At 72.2% G+C, this 19,131-nt stretch carries 18 protein-coding genes; 6 read left to right on the forward strand and 12 right to left on the reverse strand.

Going from position 1 to position 19,131, the window contains the following annotated elements; translation table 11 throughout:
• Positions 1-36: 36 nt before the first annotated feature.
• A complete protein-coding gene (pyrE, locus tag LADH09A_RS30600) occupies positions 37-561 on the forward strand; it encodes an orotate phosphoribosyltransferase (RefSeq protein ID WP_238649145.1) in 525 nt (174 codons plus the stop codon).
• A 192-nt stretch (positions 562-753) separates the two neighbouring features.
• On the opposite strand, the gene LADH09A_RS31815 is transcribed toward pyrE, so the two are convergent.
• Positions 754-3,825, reverse strand: coding sequence for a S8 family serine peptidase (locus LADH09A_RS31815; protein ID WP_308194721.1), 3,072 nt, complete (start codon positions 3,823-3,825; stop codon positions 754-756).
• A 258-nt stretch (positions 3,826-4,083) separates the two neighbouring features.
• On the opposite strand from LADH09A_RS31815, the gene LADH09A_RS30620 reads away from it, so the two are divergent.
• Positions 4,084-4,428 carry a cupin domain-containing protein gene (locus tag LADH09A_RS30620; RefSeq protein WP_238649146.1) on the forward strand — a complete coding sequence of 115 codons (345 nt, stop codon included), beginning with the start codon at positions 4,084-4,086 and terminating at the stop codon, positions 4,426-4,428.
• A gap of 41 nt (positions 4,429-4,469) precedes the next feature.
• Here the strand turns inward: LADH09A_RS30620 and LADH09A_RS30625 are convergent, their stop codons facing one another.
• The gene (locus LADH09A_RS30625) at positions 4,470-4,997 is read right to left on the reverse strand and encodes a DUF302 domain-containing protein (protein ID WP_238649147.1); all 528 of its coding nucleotides are present in this window, start codon (positions 4,995-4,997) and stop codon (positions 4,470-4,472) included.
• Positions 4,998-5,104: 107 nt separating this feature from the next.
• Between LADH09A_RS30625 and LADH09A_RS30630 the strand changes: the two genes are divergently transcribed.
• Positions 5,105-6,664, forward strand: a complete 1,560-nt coding sequence (locus LADH09A_RS30630) for an acetolactate synthase large subunit (protein ID WP_238649148.1) — start codon at positions 5,105-5,107, stop codon at positions 6,662-6,664.
• On the opposite strand, the gene LADH09A_RS30635 is transcribed toward LADH09A_RS30630, so the two are convergent.
• The 9 genes from LADH09A_RS30635 to LADH09A_RS30675 all read right to left on the reverse strand — a co-directional run bounded on the left by LADH09A_RS30635 (position 6,633) and on the right by LADH09A_RS30675 (position 15,026).
• A complete protein-coding gene (locus tag LADH09A_RS30635) occupies positions 6,633-7,820 on the reverse strand; it encodes an SLC5/6 family protein (protein WP_238649149.1) in 1,188 nt (395 codons plus the stop codon). The genes LADH09A_RS30630 and LADH09A_RS30635 overlap by 32 nt on opposite strands.
• Entirely contained in the window at positions 7,813-8,649 is an 837-nt protein-coding gene (locus LADH09A_RS30640) for a sugar phosphate isomerase/epimerase family protein (RefSeq protein WP_238649163.1), read from the reverse strand. The genes LADH09A_RS30635 and LADH09A_RS30640 overlap by 8 nt, the downstream gene beginning before the upstream one ends.
• 20 nt (positions 8,650-8,669) lie before the next feature.
• Positions 8,670-9,821 carry a dihydrodipicolinate synthase family protein gene (locus LADH09A_RS30645; RefSeq protein WP_238649150.1) on the reverse strand — a complete coding sequence of 384 codons (1,152 nt, stop codon included), beginning with the start codon at positions 9,819-9,821 and terminating at the stop codon, positions 8,670-8,672.
• On the reverse strand, positions 9,818-10,969 hold the full coding sequence (locus LADH09A_RS30650) for a Gfo/Idh/MocA family protein (protein WP_238649151.1): 1,152 nt from the start codon (positions 10,967-10,969) through the stop codon (positions 9,818-9,820). Before LADH09A_RS30650 ends, LADH09A_RS30645 begins: the two co-directional genes overlap by 4 nt.
• 38 nt (positions 10,970-11,007) lie before the next feature.
• Entirely contained in the window at positions 11,008-11,763 is a 756-nt protein-coding gene (locus LADH09A_RS30655; RefSeq protein ID WP_274530407.1) for an ABC transporter ATP-binding protein, read from the reverse strand.
• 43 nt (positions 11,764-11,806) lie between these two features.
• Positions 11,807-12,811, reverse strand: a complete 1,005-nt coding sequence (locus LADH09A_RS30660) for an ABC transporter substrate-binding protein (protein ID WP_238649153.1) — start codon at positions 12,809-12,811, stop codon at positions 11,807-11,809.
• Positions 12,812-12,834: 23 nt separating this feature from the next.
• The gene (locus LADH09A_RS30665) at positions 12,835-13,806 is read right to left on the reverse strand and encodes an ABC transporter permease (RefSeq protein WP_238649154.1); all 972 of its coding nucleotides are present in this window, start codon (positions 13,804-13,806) and stop codon (positions 12,835-12,837) included.
• Positions 13,807-13,972: 166 nt separating this feature from the next.
• Positions 13,973-14,689 (reverse strand): cupin domain-containing protein, encoded by a 717-nt coding sequence (locus LADH09A_RS30670; protein WP_238649155.1) that lies wholly within the window; start codon positions 14,687-14,689, stop codon positions 13,973-13,975.
• On the reverse strand, positions 14,682-15,026 hold the full coding sequence (locus LADH09A_RS30675) for a cupin domain-containing protein (RefSeq protein ID WP_238649156.1): 345 nt from the start codon (positions 15,024-15,026) through the stop codon (positions 14,682-14,684). Before LADH09A_RS30675 ends, LADH09A_RS30670 begins: the two co-directional genes overlap by 8 nt.
• Positions 15,027-15,119: 93 nt before the next feature.
• Here LADH09A_RS30675 and LADH09A_RS30680 point away from each other — a divergent pair, with 93 nt between their 5' ends.
• Both LADH09A_RS30680 and LADH09A_RS30685 read left to right on the forward strand, forming a co-directional pair.
• Complete coding sequence (locus LADH09A_RS30680) at positions 15,120-16,193, forward strand: LacI family DNA-binding transcriptional regulator (RefSeq protein WP_238649157.1); 1,074 nt, start codon at positions 15,120-15,122, stop codon at positions 16,191-16,193.
• Positions 16,190-17,203 (forward strand): phosphotransferase family protein, encoded by a 1,014-nt coding sequence (locus LADH09A_RS30685; RefSeq protein WP_238649158.1) that lies wholly within the window; start codon positions 16,190-16,192, stop codon positions 17,201-17,203. The genes LADH09A_RS30680 and LADH09A_RS30685 overlap by 4 nt, the downstream gene beginning before the upstream one ends.
• A gap of 51 nt (positions 17,204-17,254) precedes the next feature.
• Here the strand turns inward: LADH09A_RS30685 and LADH09A_RS30690 are convergent, their stop codons facing one another.
• Positions 17,255-17,917 carry a fasciclin domain-containing protein gene (locus LADH09A_RS30690; protein WP_238649159.1) on the reverse strand — a complete coding sequence of 221 codons (663 nt, stop codon included), beginning with the start codon at positions 17,915-17,917 and terminating at the stop codon, positions 17,255-17,257.
• A 132-nt stretch (positions 17,918-18,049) separates the two neighbouring features.
• On the opposite strand from LADH09A_RS30690, the gene LADH09A_RS30695 reads away from it, so the two are divergent.
• Positions 18,050-18,535, forward strand: a complete 486-nt coding sequence (locus tag LADH09A_RS30695; protein WP_238649160.1) for a GNAT family N-acetyltransferase — start codon at positions 18,050-18,052, stop codon at positions 18,533-18,535.
• Positions 18,536-19,131 lie beyond the last annotated feature (596 nt).

Raw genomic sequence — 19,131 nt, forward strand, 5'->3', positions numbered from 1 at the left:
GGTTGCCTGATCCGGGCGAGATGCGAGGCTGAGCAGGTGACTCATCCGCTTGCGCGCCGCGTCTACGACACCTGCCATCTCACCGGACATTTCCGTCTGAGATCCGGGCAGGTCAGCGAGGAGTACTTCGACAAGTACCTGTTCGAAGGGCAGCCGGATTTGTTGCGCGAGGTCGCCGAAGCGATGGTGGCCATGCTGCCGGAGTGCGACGTGCTGGCGGGGATGGAGATGGGCGGCATCCCTCTCGCCACAGTGATGTCACAGCTGACGGGGCTGCCCACAGTCTTCGTACGCAAGCACGCCAAGGAGTACGGCACCCACAAAGCGGCCGAGGGTGGTCCGGTGAACGGGCGGCGTGTCGTACTGGTCGAGGATGTCGTAACCACAGGCGGCGCACTCCTGGCATCGTGCGCGCAGCTACGGTCCATCGGGGCCCAGGTGGAGACAGTGGTCTGTGCTATCGACCGCGAGCAGGGCGGTCGTGAGAATCTGGCGGCCGAGGCGCTACAACTCCGCGCCGCTCTCACCCGCCGCGACCTGGAAGCTTCCCTGATCGCGTGACAGCTCTGGTGCCGCCCGACCAGCGGCACGAGAGTTGTCTCGGGAAGCCGCCCCTGTGCGAAGGTCGGTTGTTATTACGTGGACGACTACTGATCGAGAGCCTGCGCGTTGGCGTCGACCGTCCGTCACACCTGACCGGTGGTTGCGGGTGTGGGGCGGTGCGCTCGGCACCGCCCCACACCCGCCGAACGGTTACTGCCAGGAACTCTGTTGGGTGTAGACGAGGTTGCCGGGGACCACAGTGCCGTTGGTGCGGTACTCGGTGTAGGCCCAGAAGTCACCCTCGGCCAGCGGCTTGTCCGGCTTCAGCGTGAAGTTGAAGCCCTGACCGCGCTCCGAGGTGGAGGGCAGCGTGAGGGTGGCACCCGAATACTTGGCGTTACGGCCGAAGATGGCGTGGCCCAGCTCGAAGTCGACGACGGGACCACCGGGGTACTGCGCGAACACGTACGCGGTGTAGCGCCCCGGCTCGGGCAGGAACTTGTACGCCTGCTCGGCGCTGGTCCAGAACCTGTCACTGCTGTAGACGAGCGTGTCGCCCCTGTACAGGTAGAGATCGAGGTTCGTGTTCGGGTCGGCGGTGTTGGCCTCGACCACGATGCCGGCGGTGTTCGCCGGCACGGTGAAGTCGACCTTCTTCACACCGGTGGCGCTCGGGTCGAACACGCCGCCGTAGACGCCGGCCGGCATCGAGTACGACGTACGCCGCATCGGCGTGTAACCGGTGCTGCGGCCGGCGAGCCGCCCGGTGAAGCCCGGCTGGACCATGCCGAACGCGCCGTTGGTCATCCGGGCGAACTCCTCGCCGTCGTCCGCGTACGGCCGGGCCGAGATGCCCCACGGGCGGGCGGCGACCGGGATCCGGGCGCTGTGGGCCTTGCCGCGCCAGGTGATCGCCCCGGTCACGTACCGGTCCCAGGGCGCGCTGCCCCGACGCAGCGTGATGGTGACCGTCGCGGACGTGCCGGGTGCCAGCGTCAGCGATGCCGGCGACACGGTGACCGTCATGCCGGCCAGGCCGGACACCGACGAACGGTAGGTCTCCCGCGCCTTGCCCACGTTGGTCAGGGTGCGGGTGAGGGTCACCGGACGGGTCCCGTCGTACTCGCGCAACGAGATGGCCGGCAGGTTGAGTGCCTTGCCGTCGGGTTCGGCAGTCTCACTGAACCCGATCAGCTCCGCCGCCGTCGGCTCGATGACCAGTCCCGGGTCCTTGGCCCCGGACAGGTTGATGAATCCGCTGCCCTGGTCCAGCGGGCTGCTGGTGCCGACGGTGTCGGTGGCGGTGGTGCGCAGCGCCGAGGCGACCGCGCCGGGTGACCAGTCCGGGTGCGTGGCGCGCAGGATCGCTGCCGCTCCGGCCACGTACGGCGAGGCCATCGAGGTGCCGGAGTACGCGTCGTACTGTCGCCCGAAGTTGCCCGCGGGCGAGACCGCGGCGATGATGTTCGATCCCGGCGCGACGAGGTCCGGCTTGAAGACGCCGGGTGCGACCTTGTCCGGGCCGGTGGAGGAGAAGTCCGCCACGCTGGGTATGCCGGGGACGCTGGAGCCGTCACCACCGCTGCGCAGCGACACCGTCGCGTCGGTGGGGTGGCGCATCAGGTAGTTGAACAGCGTGCCGGCCTGCTTCTCGGTCGGCAGGTAGACCACTGGGAAGCTGAAGATGGAGTTGATCCGGTAGTTGCCGACCGGGTCGAACACCATCATCGCCGCCCCGCCCTTGGCCTTGATCTCGGCGGCGGAGCCGAACATGTCAGAGAGCGCGCAGGCGACCACCTTGCCCTTGATCTTGGCGGGGTCGAGGCTGCCGGGCTCGCAGTAGACCGCCCCCAGGTCTGGCGAGCCAGCCTGTTCCCCGAAGACCAGCGGTCGTGCGCCGCCGCCGGGCAGGGCGTCGAGCGAACCGCCGACCAGCTTCGTGCCGTCGCCCAGCTTGGCGGTGGCCTCGTCGAGCTTGGTCACCGCCGCGCCGACAGTGGTCACCCAGGGTGCCGCGTTGCTGATCGCTCCACTCACGATGCCGGTGTTGCCGGCCGACGCCGCGACGAAGACCCCGGCCAGCGAGGCGTTGAGGAACGCCACGCCGATGGGGGTGTTGGCCTCCCAGTCGCCGAGATCGGACCCGATCGAGAAGTTCAGCACCTGCACGCCGTCGGCGACGGCCGCGTCGATGCCGGCGATGATGTCGGCGTCGTAGCCCATGCCGCCCCAGAGCACCTTGTAGACGGCGATCTGAGCATCCGGCGCCACCCCGGAGACGGGGCCGAAGCGGCGACCGTCGATCGTGACGTTCGAGATCGGCAGGCCGGCCGCCGTAGAGGCGGTGTGGGTACCGTGCCCGGACGCGTCGCGGGGGGACAGGAACTCGCCCTCGGGCACCGAACCACCGCCGGCGAGCCACGAGTCGGCGAAGTACCGGGCACCGACGATCTTGCCGTTGCAGTGCTCGGCCACGAAGGCGACGCCGGTCTGGCAGGTGCCGCGCCAGGTCGCCGGGGCGGGCATCGTCCTGGCGAACGACGCGCTCTCCGGCCAGATGCCGGTGTCCAGGACGCCGATCACCATGCCCGCGCCCGTGGCGGGGCCGGCCTTGACCGGTTTGCCGGCAGGAGCCCCCGCCGGGAGTTGGTCCGGCGTGGCCGGGGCGGTGGGGGCCGGAGCGCCGGGGGTCGGCGTGGTCGACGGCGCGGTGGGCGGCGGCGTCCTGGTGCCGAGGACCCGCGAGGCGGTCACCGCGCGCACGCGCTTGTCCGCCCGCAGGGTGGTCGCCTGCTGGGCGGTCAGCTTCGCGGAGAACCCGTTGAAGGCGGTGGCGTAGGCGGCCTCGACCTGGACTTCGGCTGCGGCGGCGACGGCCGTGCGCTGCGCGTCGAGGTGCCCGCGATAGGCCCGTGCCGGTGCCGACGTGACGTCCAGCCGGTCACCCGCGTTCGGACGGGTCCGCGCCAGCCCGGACACACCCCCGGCGTACGCGGTCAGTGGGTCCTCGGCCAGTTCCACGATGTACATGCCGGAACCGGTCGCGTCCGTCGCGGCCCGTTGGCTGGCCTCGTTGCGACCGTCGGGTCGACGATCGGCCCCGTCGGTCAGGGTGACCCTCTTGTCGTGCCCGGCGGTGAAGTAGCCGGTGCCGCCGCCGGACGCCCCTCCGGGGGCTGCCGACGCCGATCCCGCAACCCCGGTGGTGCCGGTGATCAGGGCGACGACAAGCGTCGGTAACGCTAGTCGTCGCAGCCTGTTTCCGCTCGTGCCTGTAGCCACGAGGCTCCTTTCGATGGCTCCCCTGTGGAGCTCTTCCTCGATCACGATCCGCCCATGGGAGCGCTCCCCCACCTAAGCCGTCGATGGTTAATCGAGGGTTTGCACGGTGTTACGGATCGCCGGTGCGTATAAGATCACGATCCGTCGGCCGCGCCTAGATCATGTTTTCCTGACGCCGCCCGAGCAGGGCCCGCACCGGGCGATCACCCACCACTGACGACGATTCGCCTGCCGCCCTTGCCGTACTAGGCTTCCGCCATGCTGATCATCGATGGCGCGGGTCGGTGGACCGCACCCGCCGGGGCCGCCAACGACTGGGTCGAACAGCTGCGAGTGCCGGACCTGTCGGTGGGGACGTACTGCATCCCGGCGGGCGGTCGCGACGACCAGAGCCCGCACACCGAGGATGAGATCTACGTGGTCACCGCCGGGCGGGCCCGGATCGTGACGCCGGGCGGCGCGGCCGAGGTGGGCCCGGGTTCGGTGATCTTCGTGCCCGCTGGCGAGGAGCACCGGTTCGACGAGGTGACCGAGGACCTGGCGCTGCTGGTGGTGTTCGGCCCGGCGTACGGCTCGCGCGCTCCGGGCCCCCGAGCCGGGTAGGGGCAGTCGAGGTCGCGCCGGCGCCGACGTCGACACCGGCCCTAGTCGGCCAGGCCCGCCGGTACGGGCACCGTGAGGTGTGTCAGGAGGTCGGCGACCTCACGGTCGAGTTCCCGGCCCACCTCGTGGATCGCGTCGACTCCGAACGAGCCGAAGGCGCGACTGGGTTGCTCGATGACGAACCGTGCTCCGCCGTCGGGTCTGTCGCTGATCACCGTGCGCAGCGGGGCGTACAGCATGACCGCCGGGTCGTGGCGGAACATCCGCTCGGCGATGGTGTGGTTGCCCATCAGGTATTCGACGCACTGCCCGGGGTCGCCCGCCAAACTCATCATCGGTCGCAGGTCGCCGCTGCTCCAGTAGATGAGGAAGCCGTGTGGCGCCCGGTCGCGCATGAGGGCGAGCACGTCGTCCCAGGGCGCGTCGCGGGCCACCAGCGCGTTGAACGCTGCCGCGTCGTAGGGCGGGACGGCCTGCTCGTACTGCCGCCGGAAGTCCGCGTAGGAGCGATCGATGGCGATGTCCAGGCGCCGGGCCTGGTAGCCACGTTCGGCCCACCCCTGTTCCATCAGCTCCCCTTCACCTACTGGGCGACTTCCTGCAACCTAGCAGCATTAGACCGAAATGCGAGTTTAGTATCGAATCACTGTTGGTCCGGTCGGCGACGAGGTGACGTGTGAACGGCGCAGAAGCACTGCTGCGGACGCTGGTCGACGGCGGGGTCGAGGTGCTCTTCACCAACCCCGGCACCACCGAGCTGCACCTGGTCGGCGCGCTGGAATCGGTCCCCGAGATGCGCGGCGTGCTCGCTCTGTTCGAGGGCGTGGTCAGCGGTGCGGCCGACGGTTACGCCCGGATCGCGGGCAAGCCCGCCGCGACACTGCTGCATCTCGGGCCGGGGCTCGCGTACGGCCTGACGAACCTGCACAACAGCCGGCGCGCCAACTCACCGGTGGTCAACATCGTCGGGGACCACGCGACGTTCCACACCGCCTTCGACCCACCGCTGAACTCGGACATCGCCGCGCTGGCGGGATGGCTGCGCGGTCCCGTCCGCCGTCCCGAGGACGCGGCCGGCGCCGGCCCGGACGCCGCAGCCGCCCTGGCCGCCGTCCTGGAGCCCCCCGGGCACATCGCCACCGTGATCATGCCGGCGGACGTGTCCTGGTCGGACGGTGGCGCGGCCAGTGCGCCCGTGCGACCCCGGCCGGCACCGGCGGTCGACCAGGAGGCGATCACGAAGGTCGCGGAGGCTCTCCGCAGTGGCGAGACGACCGCACTGGTGATCGGCGGAACGACCCTGCGGGAGGCGGGTCTGCTGGCCGCCGGTCGCATCGCCGCGGCGACGGGTGCACGCGTGTTCCAGGAGCTCTACTCCAACCGGGTCGAACGGGGGGCGGGCCTGCCCGCGTTTCCCCGGCTCGGCTTCTATCCCGACCAGGTGCTCGACCAACTGCACGGGGCGCGGCACGTCATCGTCGCGGGCACCAAGGCGCCGGTCTCGTTCTTCGCCTACCCCGACCAGCCGAGCCTCCTCGTGCCCGAGGGCGCCCAGACGCACGTGCTGGCCGAGGTCGGTCAGGACGCCGTCACCGCCCTGGTCCGACTGGCCGACCTGGTGGCACCGGACACGGCCGCACAGGTGACCGAACCGCACCGGCCGGCACTGCCCACGGGGGCACTCACCCTGAAGAACTGGGTAGACGTCATCGCGGCGCTGCTCCCCGAACGGGCGATCATCATCGACGAGTCCGTCAGTTCCGGCATCGCCCTCGCCACCGCCACCGCCGGCGCTCCCCGACACGACGTGCTCATGCAGACCGGTGGCGCCATGGGCGACGGGCTTCCCCTGGCCGTCGGCGCCGCCGTCGCAGCACCCGATCGGCCGGTCGTGGCGCTGGTGGCCGACGGCTGCGTCATGTACACCGCCACGGCGCTCTGGACCCAGGTACGCGAGCAGTTGAACATCACCAACGTGATCCTCAACAACCACGCGTACGCGATCCTGCGTCAGGAGTGGGGATACTTCAGCAACCGCCCCGGCCTCGCCGATCCCGATTCCAACCCCATGTTCGACCTGACCAACCCCCAGATCGACTTCGTCGGGCTGGCGAACGCGTTCGGGATGCCCGCCACCCGCGCCACCACCGCCGACCAACTCGCGGAGCAGTTCTCCGACGCGCTGACCCGGACCGGCCCGCACCTCATTGACGCCACCATCCCGCCCGCCGCCTAAACAGAGGCCCCCGCCGCCAGAGCACGGTGCACACCCCGGCCAGGACCAGCCCGAGCAGCGGCGCGACGCCGACCCCGGCGAGCGTGCAGGCCACCGCCAGCACCGCGGGCGGCACCCAGCACCACGCCGGGACGGTCCGCGGCGCACGACCGCGCCGACGGGCGGCGGCCTCCACGGCCATCGGCACCACCAGCACCGGCAGCGCGGCGGCCAGGAGCGTCAACCAGGGCAGCACGAGGCGGTCGAAACGCGCCACCGCCAGCACACCGCCGAGCACCGCGACGACCAGCATCGCCGCACGAGCCGGCACGTGGGGAGCCAGACCGCGGATCGCCAGCGCCCCGGAGTACGTGGTGGTCAGCGCGGCGGCGAAGACCGCCACCGCGACGAACAGATTCGCGTACGCGGCCAGCCCCGAGCCGGCGGCCAGCAGCGCGACCACGTCCGCCGAGCCGGTCCGCAGCCACAGGCCCGCGCCGGCGAGCACCCCGAGCAGCGCCGGCCCGAGCAGCAGCCCCACGCACCAGGCCAGGTCCCGCCGCCGGGCGAGACCGACGCTGAAGTCCGGCGCGCGCAGGGCGAACACCGCCGCGTAACCGATCAGCGCGGCGGCGTCGGCGAGCCCACCGCCGGCCAGGCGGACCGGCGCACCGGGTGGGGGCAGCACCGTCAGGCACCAGCCGACCAGGACCACCGCGCTCAGCGTGGTGAGCACGGCGATCCCGTTGCCGAGCCGGGCCGGCGCCCAGGAGACGGCCAGCACCGCCACCTCCAGCAGCACCGGCCCCGCCCAGCCCGGCAGGTGTGTCAGCGCGGCCAGGGAAGCCCCACCGAGCCCGACGTTGAACCCGTTCCAGCCGACCATCGACACGGCCAGCACCGCCGCCAGCAGCAGCCGCGAGGTGTTTCCCAGGTAGGCGGGCAGCACCGCGGTCAGCGTCCCACCGTCGCCGAGCGGCCGGCGCAGGCCGATCCGGCCCTGCCCCCAGAGCAGCGCCGCCATCAGCGCCCCGCCGACCAGCAGCCCGGCCACCGGCACCGCGCCACCGTGCCGGGCCGCCATCGCCGCGCCGAGCACCAGCGTGGCGGGCGCGGTGCCGATGCCCAACCACGCGCCGACCGCCGCCGGCCAGCGCCGCTCGGCCGTCTCAGGCAACGTGGCGCAGGTAGCCGGCTATCGCCGCGTCCAGCACCTCGGCGCCCGGCCGCGCCCACACCTCGGCGGAGAAGACCTCCACCTCGATCGGGCCGCCGTAGCCGGCCGCGTCGACCGCCTCGCGCAGCCGACGCAGCTCGATGCACCCGTCGCCGGGCAGCGCCCGGCCGAGCAGCACCCCCTCCGGCAGCGGTGTCACCCAGTCGCAGACCTGGAACGCGGCGATCCGGGAACCCGCCCGCGCGATCTGCGCGTACACCGTGTCGTCCCACCAGACGTGGTACGCGTCCACGACCACGCCGACCACCGTCGGGTCGAACCGCTCGGCGATGTCCAGAGCCTGACCGAGACTGGCGATCACGCAGCGGTCGGCGGCGAACATCGGGTGCAGCGGCTCGATGGCCAGGCGTACGCCGGCGGCCTCGGCGTGCGGGGCCAGCTCGCCGATCGCGTCCGCGATCCGCTGCCGTGCGCCGTCGATGTCCCGGCTGCCCGGCGGCAGTCCGCCGGACACCAGCACCAGCTCCGGGGCGCCCAGCGTGGCCGCCTCCTCGATGGCCCGCAGGTTCTCCTCCCGCCAGCCGTCGGCGGAGAAGAAGCCACCCCGGCACAGCGAGGTGACGGCGAGACCGGCGTCGCGGACCAGTTTCGCGGACCGGGCCAGCCCATGGTCGACGACCGGCTCCCGCCACAGCCCGATGCCCGGCACCCCGGCCGCGACGCAGCCGGCCACCACGTCCGGCAGCGGCCAGCGCTGGGCGGTGGCCTGGTTGAACGAGAAACGCGCGAGACTCTGTGGGCCTGTCGTTCGCGACTGTGGGGCTCGCAGGACCGGCTCACTCCTCGCGCTCACTGCCCTACCCCGGCGACCGTGAACAGCGCCCGGGCGCGGGAGGCGGCCAGGTCGGCGTCCGGCAACAGCCCCGCCGCGTCGGCCAGGGTGAGCAGGGTGGCCAGGTGCGCCGGGGAGCGACCGGACTGCGCGCCGCCGACCATGGTGAAGTGGTCCTGGTGCCCGGCAAGCCAGGCCAGGAACACGATCCCCGTCTTGTAGTGCCAGGTCGGGGCGGCGAACAGGTGCCGGGCCAGCGGCACGGTCGGCGCGAAGATCTCGTCGTACGCCGTCAGGTCGCCCCGGTCCAGGGCGGCCAGCGCGGCCGCGGCGGCCGGTGCGATGGCCGCGAACACCCCGAGCAGCGCGTCGGAGTGGCTCACCTGGTCGCCCCGGATCAGCTCCGGGTAGTGGAAGTCGTCACCGGTGTAGAGGCGTACCCCGGCGGGCAGTCTGCGGCGCAGCGCGACCTCCCGGCCGGCGTCCAGCAGCGACACCTTGATGCCGTCCACCTTCGACTGGTGTGCCTTGATCAGCTCGATGACCGTGTCGGCGGCGAGGTCCAGGTCGACCGCACCCCAGTAGCCGGTCAACGCCGGGTCGAACATCGGGCCCAGCCAGTGCAGCACCACGGGCTCGGCGGCGGCGCTGAGCAGCTCGTCGTACACCCGGAGGTAGTCCTCCGGGCCGCGCGCCGCCGCCGCCAGGTGTCGGCTGCACATCAGCACCGGCCGGGCGCCGGCCGCGCGTACGTCGTCGAGCTGCTCCAGGTACGCGGCGGTGACCGACGCCAGGGTGGCCGGCCCGGCGGGCAGCTGATCCGTGCCGACCCCGGCGACGATCAACCCGCCCGCCGCGCGGGCCTCGGCGGCACTGCGGCGGATCAGCTCCCGGGTCGCCGGGTAGTCCAACCCCATCCCCCGCTGGGCGGTGTCCATCGCCTCGGCGACCCCCAGCCCGTACGACCACAGGTGCCGCCGGAAGGCGAGGGTGGTGTCCCAGTCCACCGTCGCCGGGGCACCCGGCACGTTCTCCGCGCTCGGGTCGGCGACCACGTGCGCGGCGGCGTACGCGATCCGGCTGGTCGCCGGTGTGGCCGGGCGGGCGAAGCCGCTCCCCCCGGCCAGCCGGTGCCGGCGCCCGCCCGGCAACACCACCTCGGCGGTCATGCGCGCAGCTCCGGCACCTCGATGCGACCACCCTCGCGGGCGGAGCGCAGCCCCAGCTCGGCGAGCTGCACGCCGCGCGCGCCGGCCAGGAAGTCCCACCGGAACGGCTCACCGGCCACGACGTGCCGAAGGTACGCCTCCCACTGCACCTTGAACCCGTTGTCGAACTCCTCGTTGTCGGGGACCTCCGCCCACTGGGCCCGGAAGTCCTCGGTGGCCGGCAGGTCCGGGTTCCACACCGGCTTCGGGGTGACCGCCCGGTGCTGCACCCGGCAGTTGCGCAGGCCGGCGATGGCGCTGCCCTCGGTGCCGTCGACCTGGAACTCCACCAGCTCGTCGCGGTACACGCGCACGGCCCAGGACGAGTTGATCTGGGCGATGATGCCGCCGTCGAGTTCGAAGACCCCGTACGCGGCGTCGTCGGCGGTCGCCTGGTAGACCTGACCGGTCTCGTCGACCCGCTCGGGCACGTGGGTGGCGGTCACGCAGGACACGGCGGTGACCCGGCCGAACAGCTCCTCCAGCACGTAGTGCCAGTGCGGGAACATGTCGACCACGATGCCGCCGCCGTCCTCGGTCCGGTAGTTCCACGACGGACGCTGAGCGGGCTGCCAGTCGCCCTCGAAGACCCAGTAGCCGAACTCGCCACGCACCGAGAGGATCCGCCCGAAGAAGCCGCCGTCGATGAGGCGCTTGAGCTTGCGCAGGCCGGGCAGGAAGAGCTTGTCCTGGACGACGCCCGTGCGGACACCGGCCGCGTCCGCCGCCCGGGCCAGGTCGAGCGCGGCGGCGGTGTCCTCGGCCAGTGGCTTCTCCGTGTAGATGTGCTTGCCGGCCTCGATGGCCTGGCGGATCGCCTTCTCCCGCTGCTGGGTCACCTGGGCGTCGAAGTAGATCTCGACGTCGTCGCGGGCCAGCGCCGAGGTCAGGTCGGTGGTCCAGTCGGTCAGCCCGTGCCGTTCGGCGAGCTCCCGGAGCTTCGTCTCGTTGCGCCCGACCAGGACCGGTTCCGGCCAGATGGTCGTGCCGTCGGCCAGCGCCACGCCACCGGATTCGCGGATGGCCAGCAGCGAGCGGACGAGGTGCTGGCGGTAGCCCATCCTTCCGGTCACGCCGTTGACGATGATGCCGATCGACCTGCGGGTCATGGTGTTCCTTCCGTCGTGCTGGTCGTGCCGATCCGCGCTCAGTGGTTGGCGGCCGCGCTGCCGAGCAACCCACGCAGGTCGGTGGCGAGCCGGTCGAAACGGGGGTCCGACATCACCTGCGCGTAGTCGCGGTGCGCCGGCAGCTCGACCGGAAAGGTGCGGATGATCCGGCCGGGCCGGGCGCTCATCACCACGACCCGGGTGCCGAGGAAGACCGCCTCGGCGATGGAGTGGGTGACCAGCACCACCGTGGTGTCGGTCTCCCGCCAGATCCGGTGCAGTTCGGCGTTCATCTGCTCGCGGGTCAACGCGTCCAGGGCGCCGAACGGCTCGTCCATCAGCAGCACCGGCGGGGAGTGCAGCAGTGCACGGCAGAGCGCCACCCGCTGCTGCATTCCGCCGGACAACTCGTGCGGCAGGGCCTTCTCGAAGCCGGTCAGGCCGGTCATCTCGATCAGCTGGTCGGCACGGCGGGAGGCCTTGGCCCGGTCCATGCCGCGCATCTCGGCCTGGAGCAGGATGTTGGCCCGTGCGCCGCGCCACTCCAGCAGCGCGGCCTTCTGGAAGACGAAGCCGATCTCCTTCTGCGGGCCGCGTACCGGGCGCTGCAACAGCGACACCGCACCGCTGGTCGGCGTGACCAACCCCGCGACGATCTTCAGCAGGGTGGACTTTCCGCAGCCGGACGGGCCCACGATCGTCACGAACTCGCCGGGCTCGATGTCCAGTGAGACGTCGTCCAACGCGGTGGTCTGCGAGCGTCGGGAGGTGAACCGGACGGTGACGCCGGACATCCCGATGGCGGTGCCGGTGGCTGCCGGAGCGGCGGTCACGGCGTCACCCCTGCGCCGCGTACGAGGAGTCCCAGTACGCGTTGGGCGCCCCCGGGTCCTTCAGCTCCGCGTAACGGGTCATCAGGTCGATGGTCTCGGTCCACTGGGCCTCGGTGTTCACTCCGGGCGGGCCCTCGGAGCCGAGCAGCGGCAGGTTGAGGGTGAGTTGCTTGGTGAGCACCTCGGGGGCGGGCTCGTTCTCGGCGAGGGCGACCATCGCGCTCACCGCTCCGGCCGGGTCGCGGGCGGCGTCGGCCCAGGACTTCTGGGTGGCCCGGACGAACTTGCGGGCCAGCTCCGGGTCCTTCTGGAGGGTCTGCGTGTTGGCGATCAGACCGGTGCCGAGCAGGTTCATGCCGTAGTCGGCGAAGAGCAGCACGTCGACCTTCTTGCCGGTCTTGCTCTCGATGGTCGGCGCCTGGTCGTGGAAGAAGCCCATGATGGCGTCGACCCTGCCCTCGGCCAGGGCCGCGATCTTGCCGGCGGCGTCCACGTTGACGACCTTGACGTCGTCCTTCTTGACGCCGTTCTTCTCCAGCCAGGCCGGGAAGGTCGCGTAGAGGGCGTCGCCGGGCGTACCCCCGACGGTTTTGCCCTTGAGGTCGGCCGGGGTCTTGATGTTCTCCTCGGTGAAGAACTCCACCGAGGACGGGCCCTTCTCCAGGTACGCGCCGAGGCTGCGCACCGGCATCCCACTGGCCACCGACTTGAGCAGCACCGGGCTGTCCGCCCAGCCGAAGTCGGTCTGCTTCTGGGCGACCTGCTTGACCGTGTTGCCCGAGCCGTTGCCGGGCAGGATCTTCAGGTCGATGCCCTCGGCGGAGTAGTAGCCCTTCTGCAGGCCGTAGTAGAACGGCGCGTGCTCGCCGTAGGGCACCCAGTTGAGGGTGAGGGTGACCTGTTTGCTGCCGTCGGCGCCGGTCTTGCCGGTGGAGTCGTCCCCGCCGCAGCCGGTGGCGGCGAGGAGCAGGGCGGCGGTGGCCAGGATGGTGGTGGCGGTGCGTTTCATCGGTGCCTCCGTGATGGGGTCGGTCAGGAGGTGGTGAGGGACACGCTGGCGCGGCGGCTGGCGTGCCACGGGATGAGCAGTGCCTCGGCGATCTCGACCAGGACGAACAGGACGATGCCGATGGCGGACATCAGGATCAGGTCGGCGAACAGCAGCGCGGAGTCGAGGTTGCCGTTGGCCAGCAACAGGACGTAGCCGAGCCCTTCGCTGGCGCCGACGAACTCACCGACCACGGCACCGACCACGGCGAGGGTGACGGCCACCTTCAGGCCGGCCATCAGGTGCGGCAACGCGTTCGGGAAGCGGATCTTGCGGAAGGTGCGCCACGGCCCGGCGCCCATCGTGGCGGCGAGGTCGAGCAGCTCCGGGTCGGTGGAGCGCAGCCCGGCCACGCCGGAGATGACCACCGGGAAGAACGCGATGAGCACCGCCAGGATGATCTTCGGGGTGAGACCGAGACCGAACCAGACCACCAGCAGCGGCGCGATGGCGATCTTCGGGATGACCTGTGCGAACAGGACGATCGGATAGAGCGCCTTGTCGAGGGTGCGGGAGTAGGCGATGGCGACCGCGGTGGCCAGACCCAGCGCGGCGGCCAGCACGAAGCCGAGCACCGTCTCGTAGAGGGTGACCAGGGTGTGTCGGGCCAGCTCGGACCACTGACCGGTCATCGTCTCCCAGACCTGGCCCGGCGTCGGCACCAGGTAGTTGGGGACGTACTCCTGGGCGGCCACGAACCACCAGGCGGCGAAGACGACGGCGAGCACCAGCGCCGGACGCCAGAGCGAGTCGGCGAAGGCTGCCGCCCGACGACCGAGCGTCGGTCGGGGTGGCCGACCACCGACGCCGGACGGTCGACCGGCCACGGTGGACCGAACCTGGTCGCCGGCGGGGGTCGGCGTTCCGGAGGCGAGCGGGGACGCGGCTGTCGGGTCACCTCCCGCCGCCTTGGCGGCGGCCTGCCGGCCCGCCGTGTCCAGAGAGTTCTCGGTCACGCGGAACCTCCTCGGGGCCCGGCACGGCACCCAGGCACGGGGGCCGTTCGGCGGATCAGGCAAACGCTTTCCTGGAGCGTAGGCGGCACCCTCACGCCGGGCAAGGCCTTTCCTCGATCTGTTTCCACCGATGGCTGGTGACCCGGCGGCTGTCCCGAAGGGACGGTCAGACGGCCGCCGGGTAGGTGTCCAGCAGGCCACACATGCCCAGCCGACCCCGCTCGACCGGCTCGTCCACCGCGTACACCCCGGCCTCGCCCAGGTGGCGGGGATCGCCCCGTTCCAGGGCGTCGAGCTGGGTGCCGGTGCCGGCGGCGGCCCGTCCCGCACCGACCTCCCACCGCTGCCGCCACCGCGCCAGCAGAGGCTGGCGCAGGGCGACCGCGGCGGCGTGGAAGGCGGCCAGCGCCGCCGGCCCACCGGACCGCAGCGCCGCAAAGCCGGTCACCGCCAGGTCACGTCGGCGGTACGCGGCCCGCACGTCCGCGCCCGGCGCTCCCCCGTCGGGCAGCGCGGCCGCGGCGGCGTACGCGGCCGGATCGGCCAGCACGTCGGGCGGGAAGGTCAGCACCGCGTCGCCGGCCTCGGGCAGACCGCTGTTCTGCATGAGCACCACGATGCTCAGCCCTCCCCCGTTGACCAGGCGGTGCACGGTGCCCGGCTCGAACCAGACGACCGTGCCCGGTCGCAGGGGTGTCTCCCGGAAACCGGTGGTGGTGAGGGTCTGCACCGCACCCTCGCCGTCGGTCACCACGTACCCCTCGGTGCAGCAGAGGTGCACGTGTGGGGTGCCGCCGACCAGGCCGTCCGGGGCGACGGTGTCGTAGACGCGCAGCCGGGAGACCCCGACCCCGCCGGGCAGCGGGGCCGGCCCGTCAGGCATCGAAGTACTCGTCGGTGTCGTCCGCCGCCGGCAGCGACACCAGCAGCACGGTGAGGTCGCCGATGGCCCGGTGCCGGCAACCCGGCTTGATCAGGAAGGCGGACATCGGTCGGGCCGGGTGGCGTACGCCGTCCAGCTCGACCTCTCCCTCGCCGGCGAGCACGACGTAGTACTCGGTGGCGATCCGGTGGTGGTGGGTGACCGCGTCCTGCACCTGGAGCAGGTGCACGCTGGCCTGGCCGTCGCTCTCGGCGACGAAGCCCCGGCGGGTGGTCCCGCACGAGCAGCGTCGGGCGGGTAGTTCGTCGAGTTGGAGTACCGCGAAGCGATCGGACATGGCCGGGCCTCCCTGCGGGAAAGGGCTTTCTCTGCGGTACCGTGACGCTAGCCGGCACGACGAAACGCCGTCAACAGATCGAGGGGGCGGGCCATGGCGACCCTGTCCGATGTGGCCCGTCGCGCGGGCGTCTCCCCCGCCACCGCCTCCCGGGTCATCAACGGCAGCAGCAAGCCGGTCACCGAGGAGCTGCGCGCGCGGGTGCTCGCCGCCGTCGCCGAGTTGCAGTACGTGCCGAACGCGCACGCCCAGCTGCTGGCCCGCTCGCACCGCAGCGCCGTGGGCGTGATCGTGCACGACGTCTCCGACCCGTACTTCGCCGAGATCACCCGTGGGCTGCAACGCGTCGCCACCGACCAGGGCCGGCTGCTGATGATCTGCAACAGCTACCGCGACCCGGACCGCGAGCTGGAGTACGTGGAGCTGCTGCGCGGTCACCAGGTGGCGGCGCTGATCCTCGCCGGCTCCGGCTACCACGACCAGGCGTTCACCCGGCAGCTCAACGAGAAGCTCGCCGCGTACGAGGCCACCGGCGGTCGGGTGGCGGTGATCGGCCGGCACGAGCACTCCGGCGACGCGGTGATGCCGGACAACCGCGCCGGCGGCTACCTCGCCGGGCGGGAGCTGTGCGGGCTGGGCCACCGGGCGATCGGCGTGGTCGCCGGCCCACGGATCCTGACGACCACGACCGACCGGCTGGCCGGCCTCCGGCAGGCCCTCACCGAGCAGGGCCGCGAGCTGCCGGAACGGCGCATCCGGTACGCGGAGTTCGACCGCGACGGCGGCGCGGAGGCGACTGCCCGACTGCTCGACGCCGACCCGGAGCTGACCGCGATCGTGGCGCTCAACGACTCGATGGCCATCGGCGCGCTCGCCACCCTGCGGGCGCGCGGGCTGGCCGTGCCGCAGCAGATCTCCGTGGTGGGTTTCGACGACATGCCGATCGCCCGGGACGTGACCCCGGCGCTGACGACCGTGCGACTGCCACTGGTCGACATGGGAGTGCGCGCGATGTCCCTGGTGCTCGGTGCCGGGGCGCCGACCCCACGGGTCGAGGTGCTCCCCGCCGAGCTGGTTCGCCGCGACACCGCCGGTCCCGCCCCACGGTCCTCCCGCGCCACCGCCGGGTCGGCGCCACGTGCCCGCCGGGGCGACGCGGCGTCGTGACCGGGGCCAGCCCCACCCAACGTTCCCTGCGGGCGGACGAGGTGGCGTACCTGCTCCGCGCGTCGCTCGGGTCGCACGTCGGAGTCAGGGACTGCGGTCCACTGGGCGGGGGCGGGTACGCGACCGTGTGGTGGGCGCTGCTCGACGACGACCGCCGGGTGGTGCTGAAGCTGGCCCCGCCGACCGGGACGCCGCTGCTGCGCTACGAGCGCGGGCTGTGCGCGGCCGAGGCCCGCTACTTCCGCCTCGTCGCCCGGCGTACGCCGCAGGTGCCGGTGCCCGAGGTGCTGCACCACGGCAGCGACCCGGCGTACGGCGAGTGGTTGGTCACCGCGATGCTGCCCGGCCGGTCGTTGGTCGACCTGGCCGAAGCCGGTGTGGACGACGGCCCGGCGCGCTACGACCTCGGGGTCGCTCTCGCCGCGCTGCACCGGGTCACCGGCGACCGGTTCGGGTACGACGACGACCGCCCCGGCGGGTCGACCTGGCGGGCCGCCTTCGGGGTGATGCTCGACGCCCTGCTTGCCGACGCGACCGACTGGAACGTCCGGCTGCCGGTCACCCCGGGACGCCTGGACGCTCTGGTGCGGCGGCACGCCGCCGTGCTGGACGAGGTACACCGCCCGGCGTTGCTGCACTTCGACTGCTGGGACGGCAACGTGCTGGCCGCGCCCGACCCGGACGGCCGGTGGCGGCTGCGCGGCCTGGTGGACGGCGAACGGTTCCTCTACGGCGATCCACTGCTGGACCTGGTCTCGCCACGGCTCTTCCGGCGCGTCGAGGACGAGCCGGAGCATCCCCTGCTGCGCGGCTATCAGGCCACCGCCGCCGAGCCACTGCTGCTGGACGCCTCCGCGCGCCGCCGGTTGGGTCTCTACCGGCTGCACCTGTACCTGCTGATGACCGTGGAGATGCCCAGCCGCGGCATGACCGTTCGCACCCACCCGGGGCGGCACGCCCGCCTGGCGGGTCTGCTGGACGAGGAGATCGCCGCGCTCGCCGCCACCTGACGGCCGGCGCGGGTGACGCCCGACGCGTGGTCGGACGCCACCCGCTCCCGGTCAGGGCAGGTCGATCGGGCGCAGCACCCGGTCCACGCTGTGCGCGATCTGCCGGTTGCCCTTGTTGACGTCGAAGGTGACGACGCGGGCGTCCCGGTCGTTGGTGTCAGCGTCGATCAGCCGCACCTGGCGGAAGAAGTACAGGTAGGTGCGCACGTCGACCTCGACGGTCGCGCCGAGCGCGGTGCTCAGCTCCGTGCCGTCGGCCCGGATCGCCGCCCTGCGATCGACGGTGGCGCCCGGCACCACGTGGTAGAGCAGCACCGACTCGACGGTGTCGATTCCCAGCCCGGCGACGGCGGTGAAGGCCGCGCTCTCGCTCGGCAGCTTCCTCGCGTCGGTGATCTCGCGTACCAACTGCTGGAAGGCCGCGTCGGTGGGAACGAACGCGGTCAGCGCGACCGTGCCGTCGGTGAGCACCTTGACCGGAGAGTTCGGCTTGGCCTCCAGCACAGCCAGCACGGCCGCGGTCAACACGTCGAAGTCCCGCGAGTTGCGGTCGAAGCCGCTGGTGTCCTTCGTGAGCACCTCGGCGAGTGAGGTCGTGCCGAGCGGCTTGGCCTTGCCGGTGGCCTGAGCGGCCGGCACAGCGATGGCCGTGGTCGCCAGCGCGGTGGCCATGGCGCCCACCGCCATCCTGGCGGCAAGTCGTGCGATCTTCATCAGCGGGCCTTTCGTCGAAGCGACGGATCCGTGACGTCTCGTCACGACCCATGCTTCGCACCGGGTACGCCGCTCGGATGCACCCGGGGATAACCGATTGTCCGGGGCTCGTCGCGGGCTTAACCTCCCCGGGTGCTGATTCGGGGGTTCGTCGACCAGGACTGGTCGCAGGTGTGGCCGATCATCGAGGGGGTGATCCGGGCACAGGAGACCTTCGTCTACGACCCGGCGATGACCGCCGAGCAGTCGTACGGCATGTGGGTCGAGGTTGCACCGGGTCGGACGGTGGTGGCGGTCGACGGCGAGCGGGTTCTCGGCACCGCGAAGATGGGCGCCAACCGGCCCGGGCCGGGCGCGCACGTGGCCACCGCGAGCTTCATGGTGGCCGCCGACGCGCGGGGCCGGGGCGTGGGCACCGCGCTGTGCCGCGATGCCCTGACCTGGGCCCGCGAGCAGGGGTACGCCGGCATGCAGTTCAACGCCGTGGCGGAGAGCAACCGGTCGGCGGTGGAGTTGTACCGGCGGGAGGGCTTCGCGGTGGTCGGCACGGTGCCGGGCGCGTTCCTCCATCCCGCCCTCGGCCGGGTCGGTTTGCACGTCATGTACCAGGAGCTCTGAGCGGCCGAGTCTCGCGGACGCCGGAACGCGGCTGGCGGGTGGGATGTGCTGCTCGGTGCCTGTCGAGCTGCCCCATTCGTGGGGCGGGACCTCCCGGTCTGCGGTCACCTCGGTCCACGCCCGGCGGGGGCGGCATCGCGGCCGCCGCCGTCCTGCTCGGCGTGCTGGCCGAGCTGATCCGCGCGACCACCGCGCCGGGAGCCGGCAGGCGGCCTGCCTGACCATGCGGGCGGGCGGCGAGCGTGCAGATGGGCCGCGAGCGGGCAGGTGGGCCGCGAGCGTGCGGGCCGCGAGCGTGCGGCGGCTACGGGGCGGGCGGCGGCTACGGGCGTGCCCGGGCCGCGAGCGGGCGGCGGCTAGGGGCGTGGCTGCCCCACTGACGGGGCAGCTCGACAGGCACGGGGGGACATGTCGGCCGGAGCCACCGCCAGGCGCGGTGCCGACTCAGGCGGTCGAGGGATGGTCCGCCGGTGGCTGACCGGCCCCGCCCAGCACGGCTGCGGCAGGCGGGCGACGCGGCTCGGAGCCGGCGCGGCGGACCGGGCTGAAGAGACCGCCGACCGCGACCAGCAGGCACCCCGCTCCGGCCGCGAGCG

The sequence above is a fragment of the Micromonospora cabrerizensis genome (assembly GCF_022230955.1).
Taxonomy (GTDB): Bacteria; Actinomycetota; Actinomycetes; order Mycobacteriales; family Micromonosporaceae; genus Micromonospora; species Micromonospora cabrerizensis.

Coding starts and splice junctions, on each gene's coding strand:
- LADH09A_RS30670 (WP_238649155.1), bottom strand. CDS start 14,689: ATGCCTGACGGGCCGGCCCCGCTGCCCGGCGGGGTCGGGGTCTCCCGG.
- LADH09A_RS30675 (WP_238649156.1), bottom strand. CDS start 15,026: ATGTCCGATCGCTTCGCGGTACTCCAACTCGACGAACTACCCGCCCGA.
- LADH09A_RS30645 (WP_238649150.1), bottom strand. CDS start 9,821: ATGACCGCCGAGGTGGTGTTGCCGGGCGGGCGCCGGCACCGGCTGGCC.
- LADH09A_RS30625 (WP_238649147.1), bottom strand. CDS start 4,997: ATGGAACAGGGGTGGGCCGAACGTGGCTACCAGGCCCGGCGCCTGGAC.
- LADH09A_RS30680 (WP_238649157.1), top strand. CDS start 15,120: ATGGCGACCCTGTCCGATGTGGCCCGTCGCGCGGGCGTCTCCCCCGCC.
- LADH09A_RS30650 (WP_238649151.1), bottom strand. CDS start 10,969: ATGACCCGCAGGTCGATCGGCATCATCGTCAACGGCGTGACCGGAAGG.
- LADH09A_RS30690 (WP_238649159.1), bottom strand. CDS start 17,917: ATGAAGATCGCACGACTTGCCGCCAGGATGGCGGTGGGCGCCATGGCC.
- LADH09A_RS30655 (WP_274530407.1), bottom strand. CDS start 11,763: ATGTCCGGCGTCACCGTCCGGTTCACCTCCCGACGCTCGCAGACCACC.
- LADH09A_RS30660 (WP_238649153.1), bottom strand. CDS start 12,811: ATGAAACGCACCGCCACCACCATCCTGGCCACCGCCGCCCTGCTCCTC.
- LADH09A_RS30620 (WP_238649146.1), top strand. CDS start 4,084: ATGCTGATCATCGATGGCGCGGGTCGGTGGACCGCACCCGCCGGGGCC.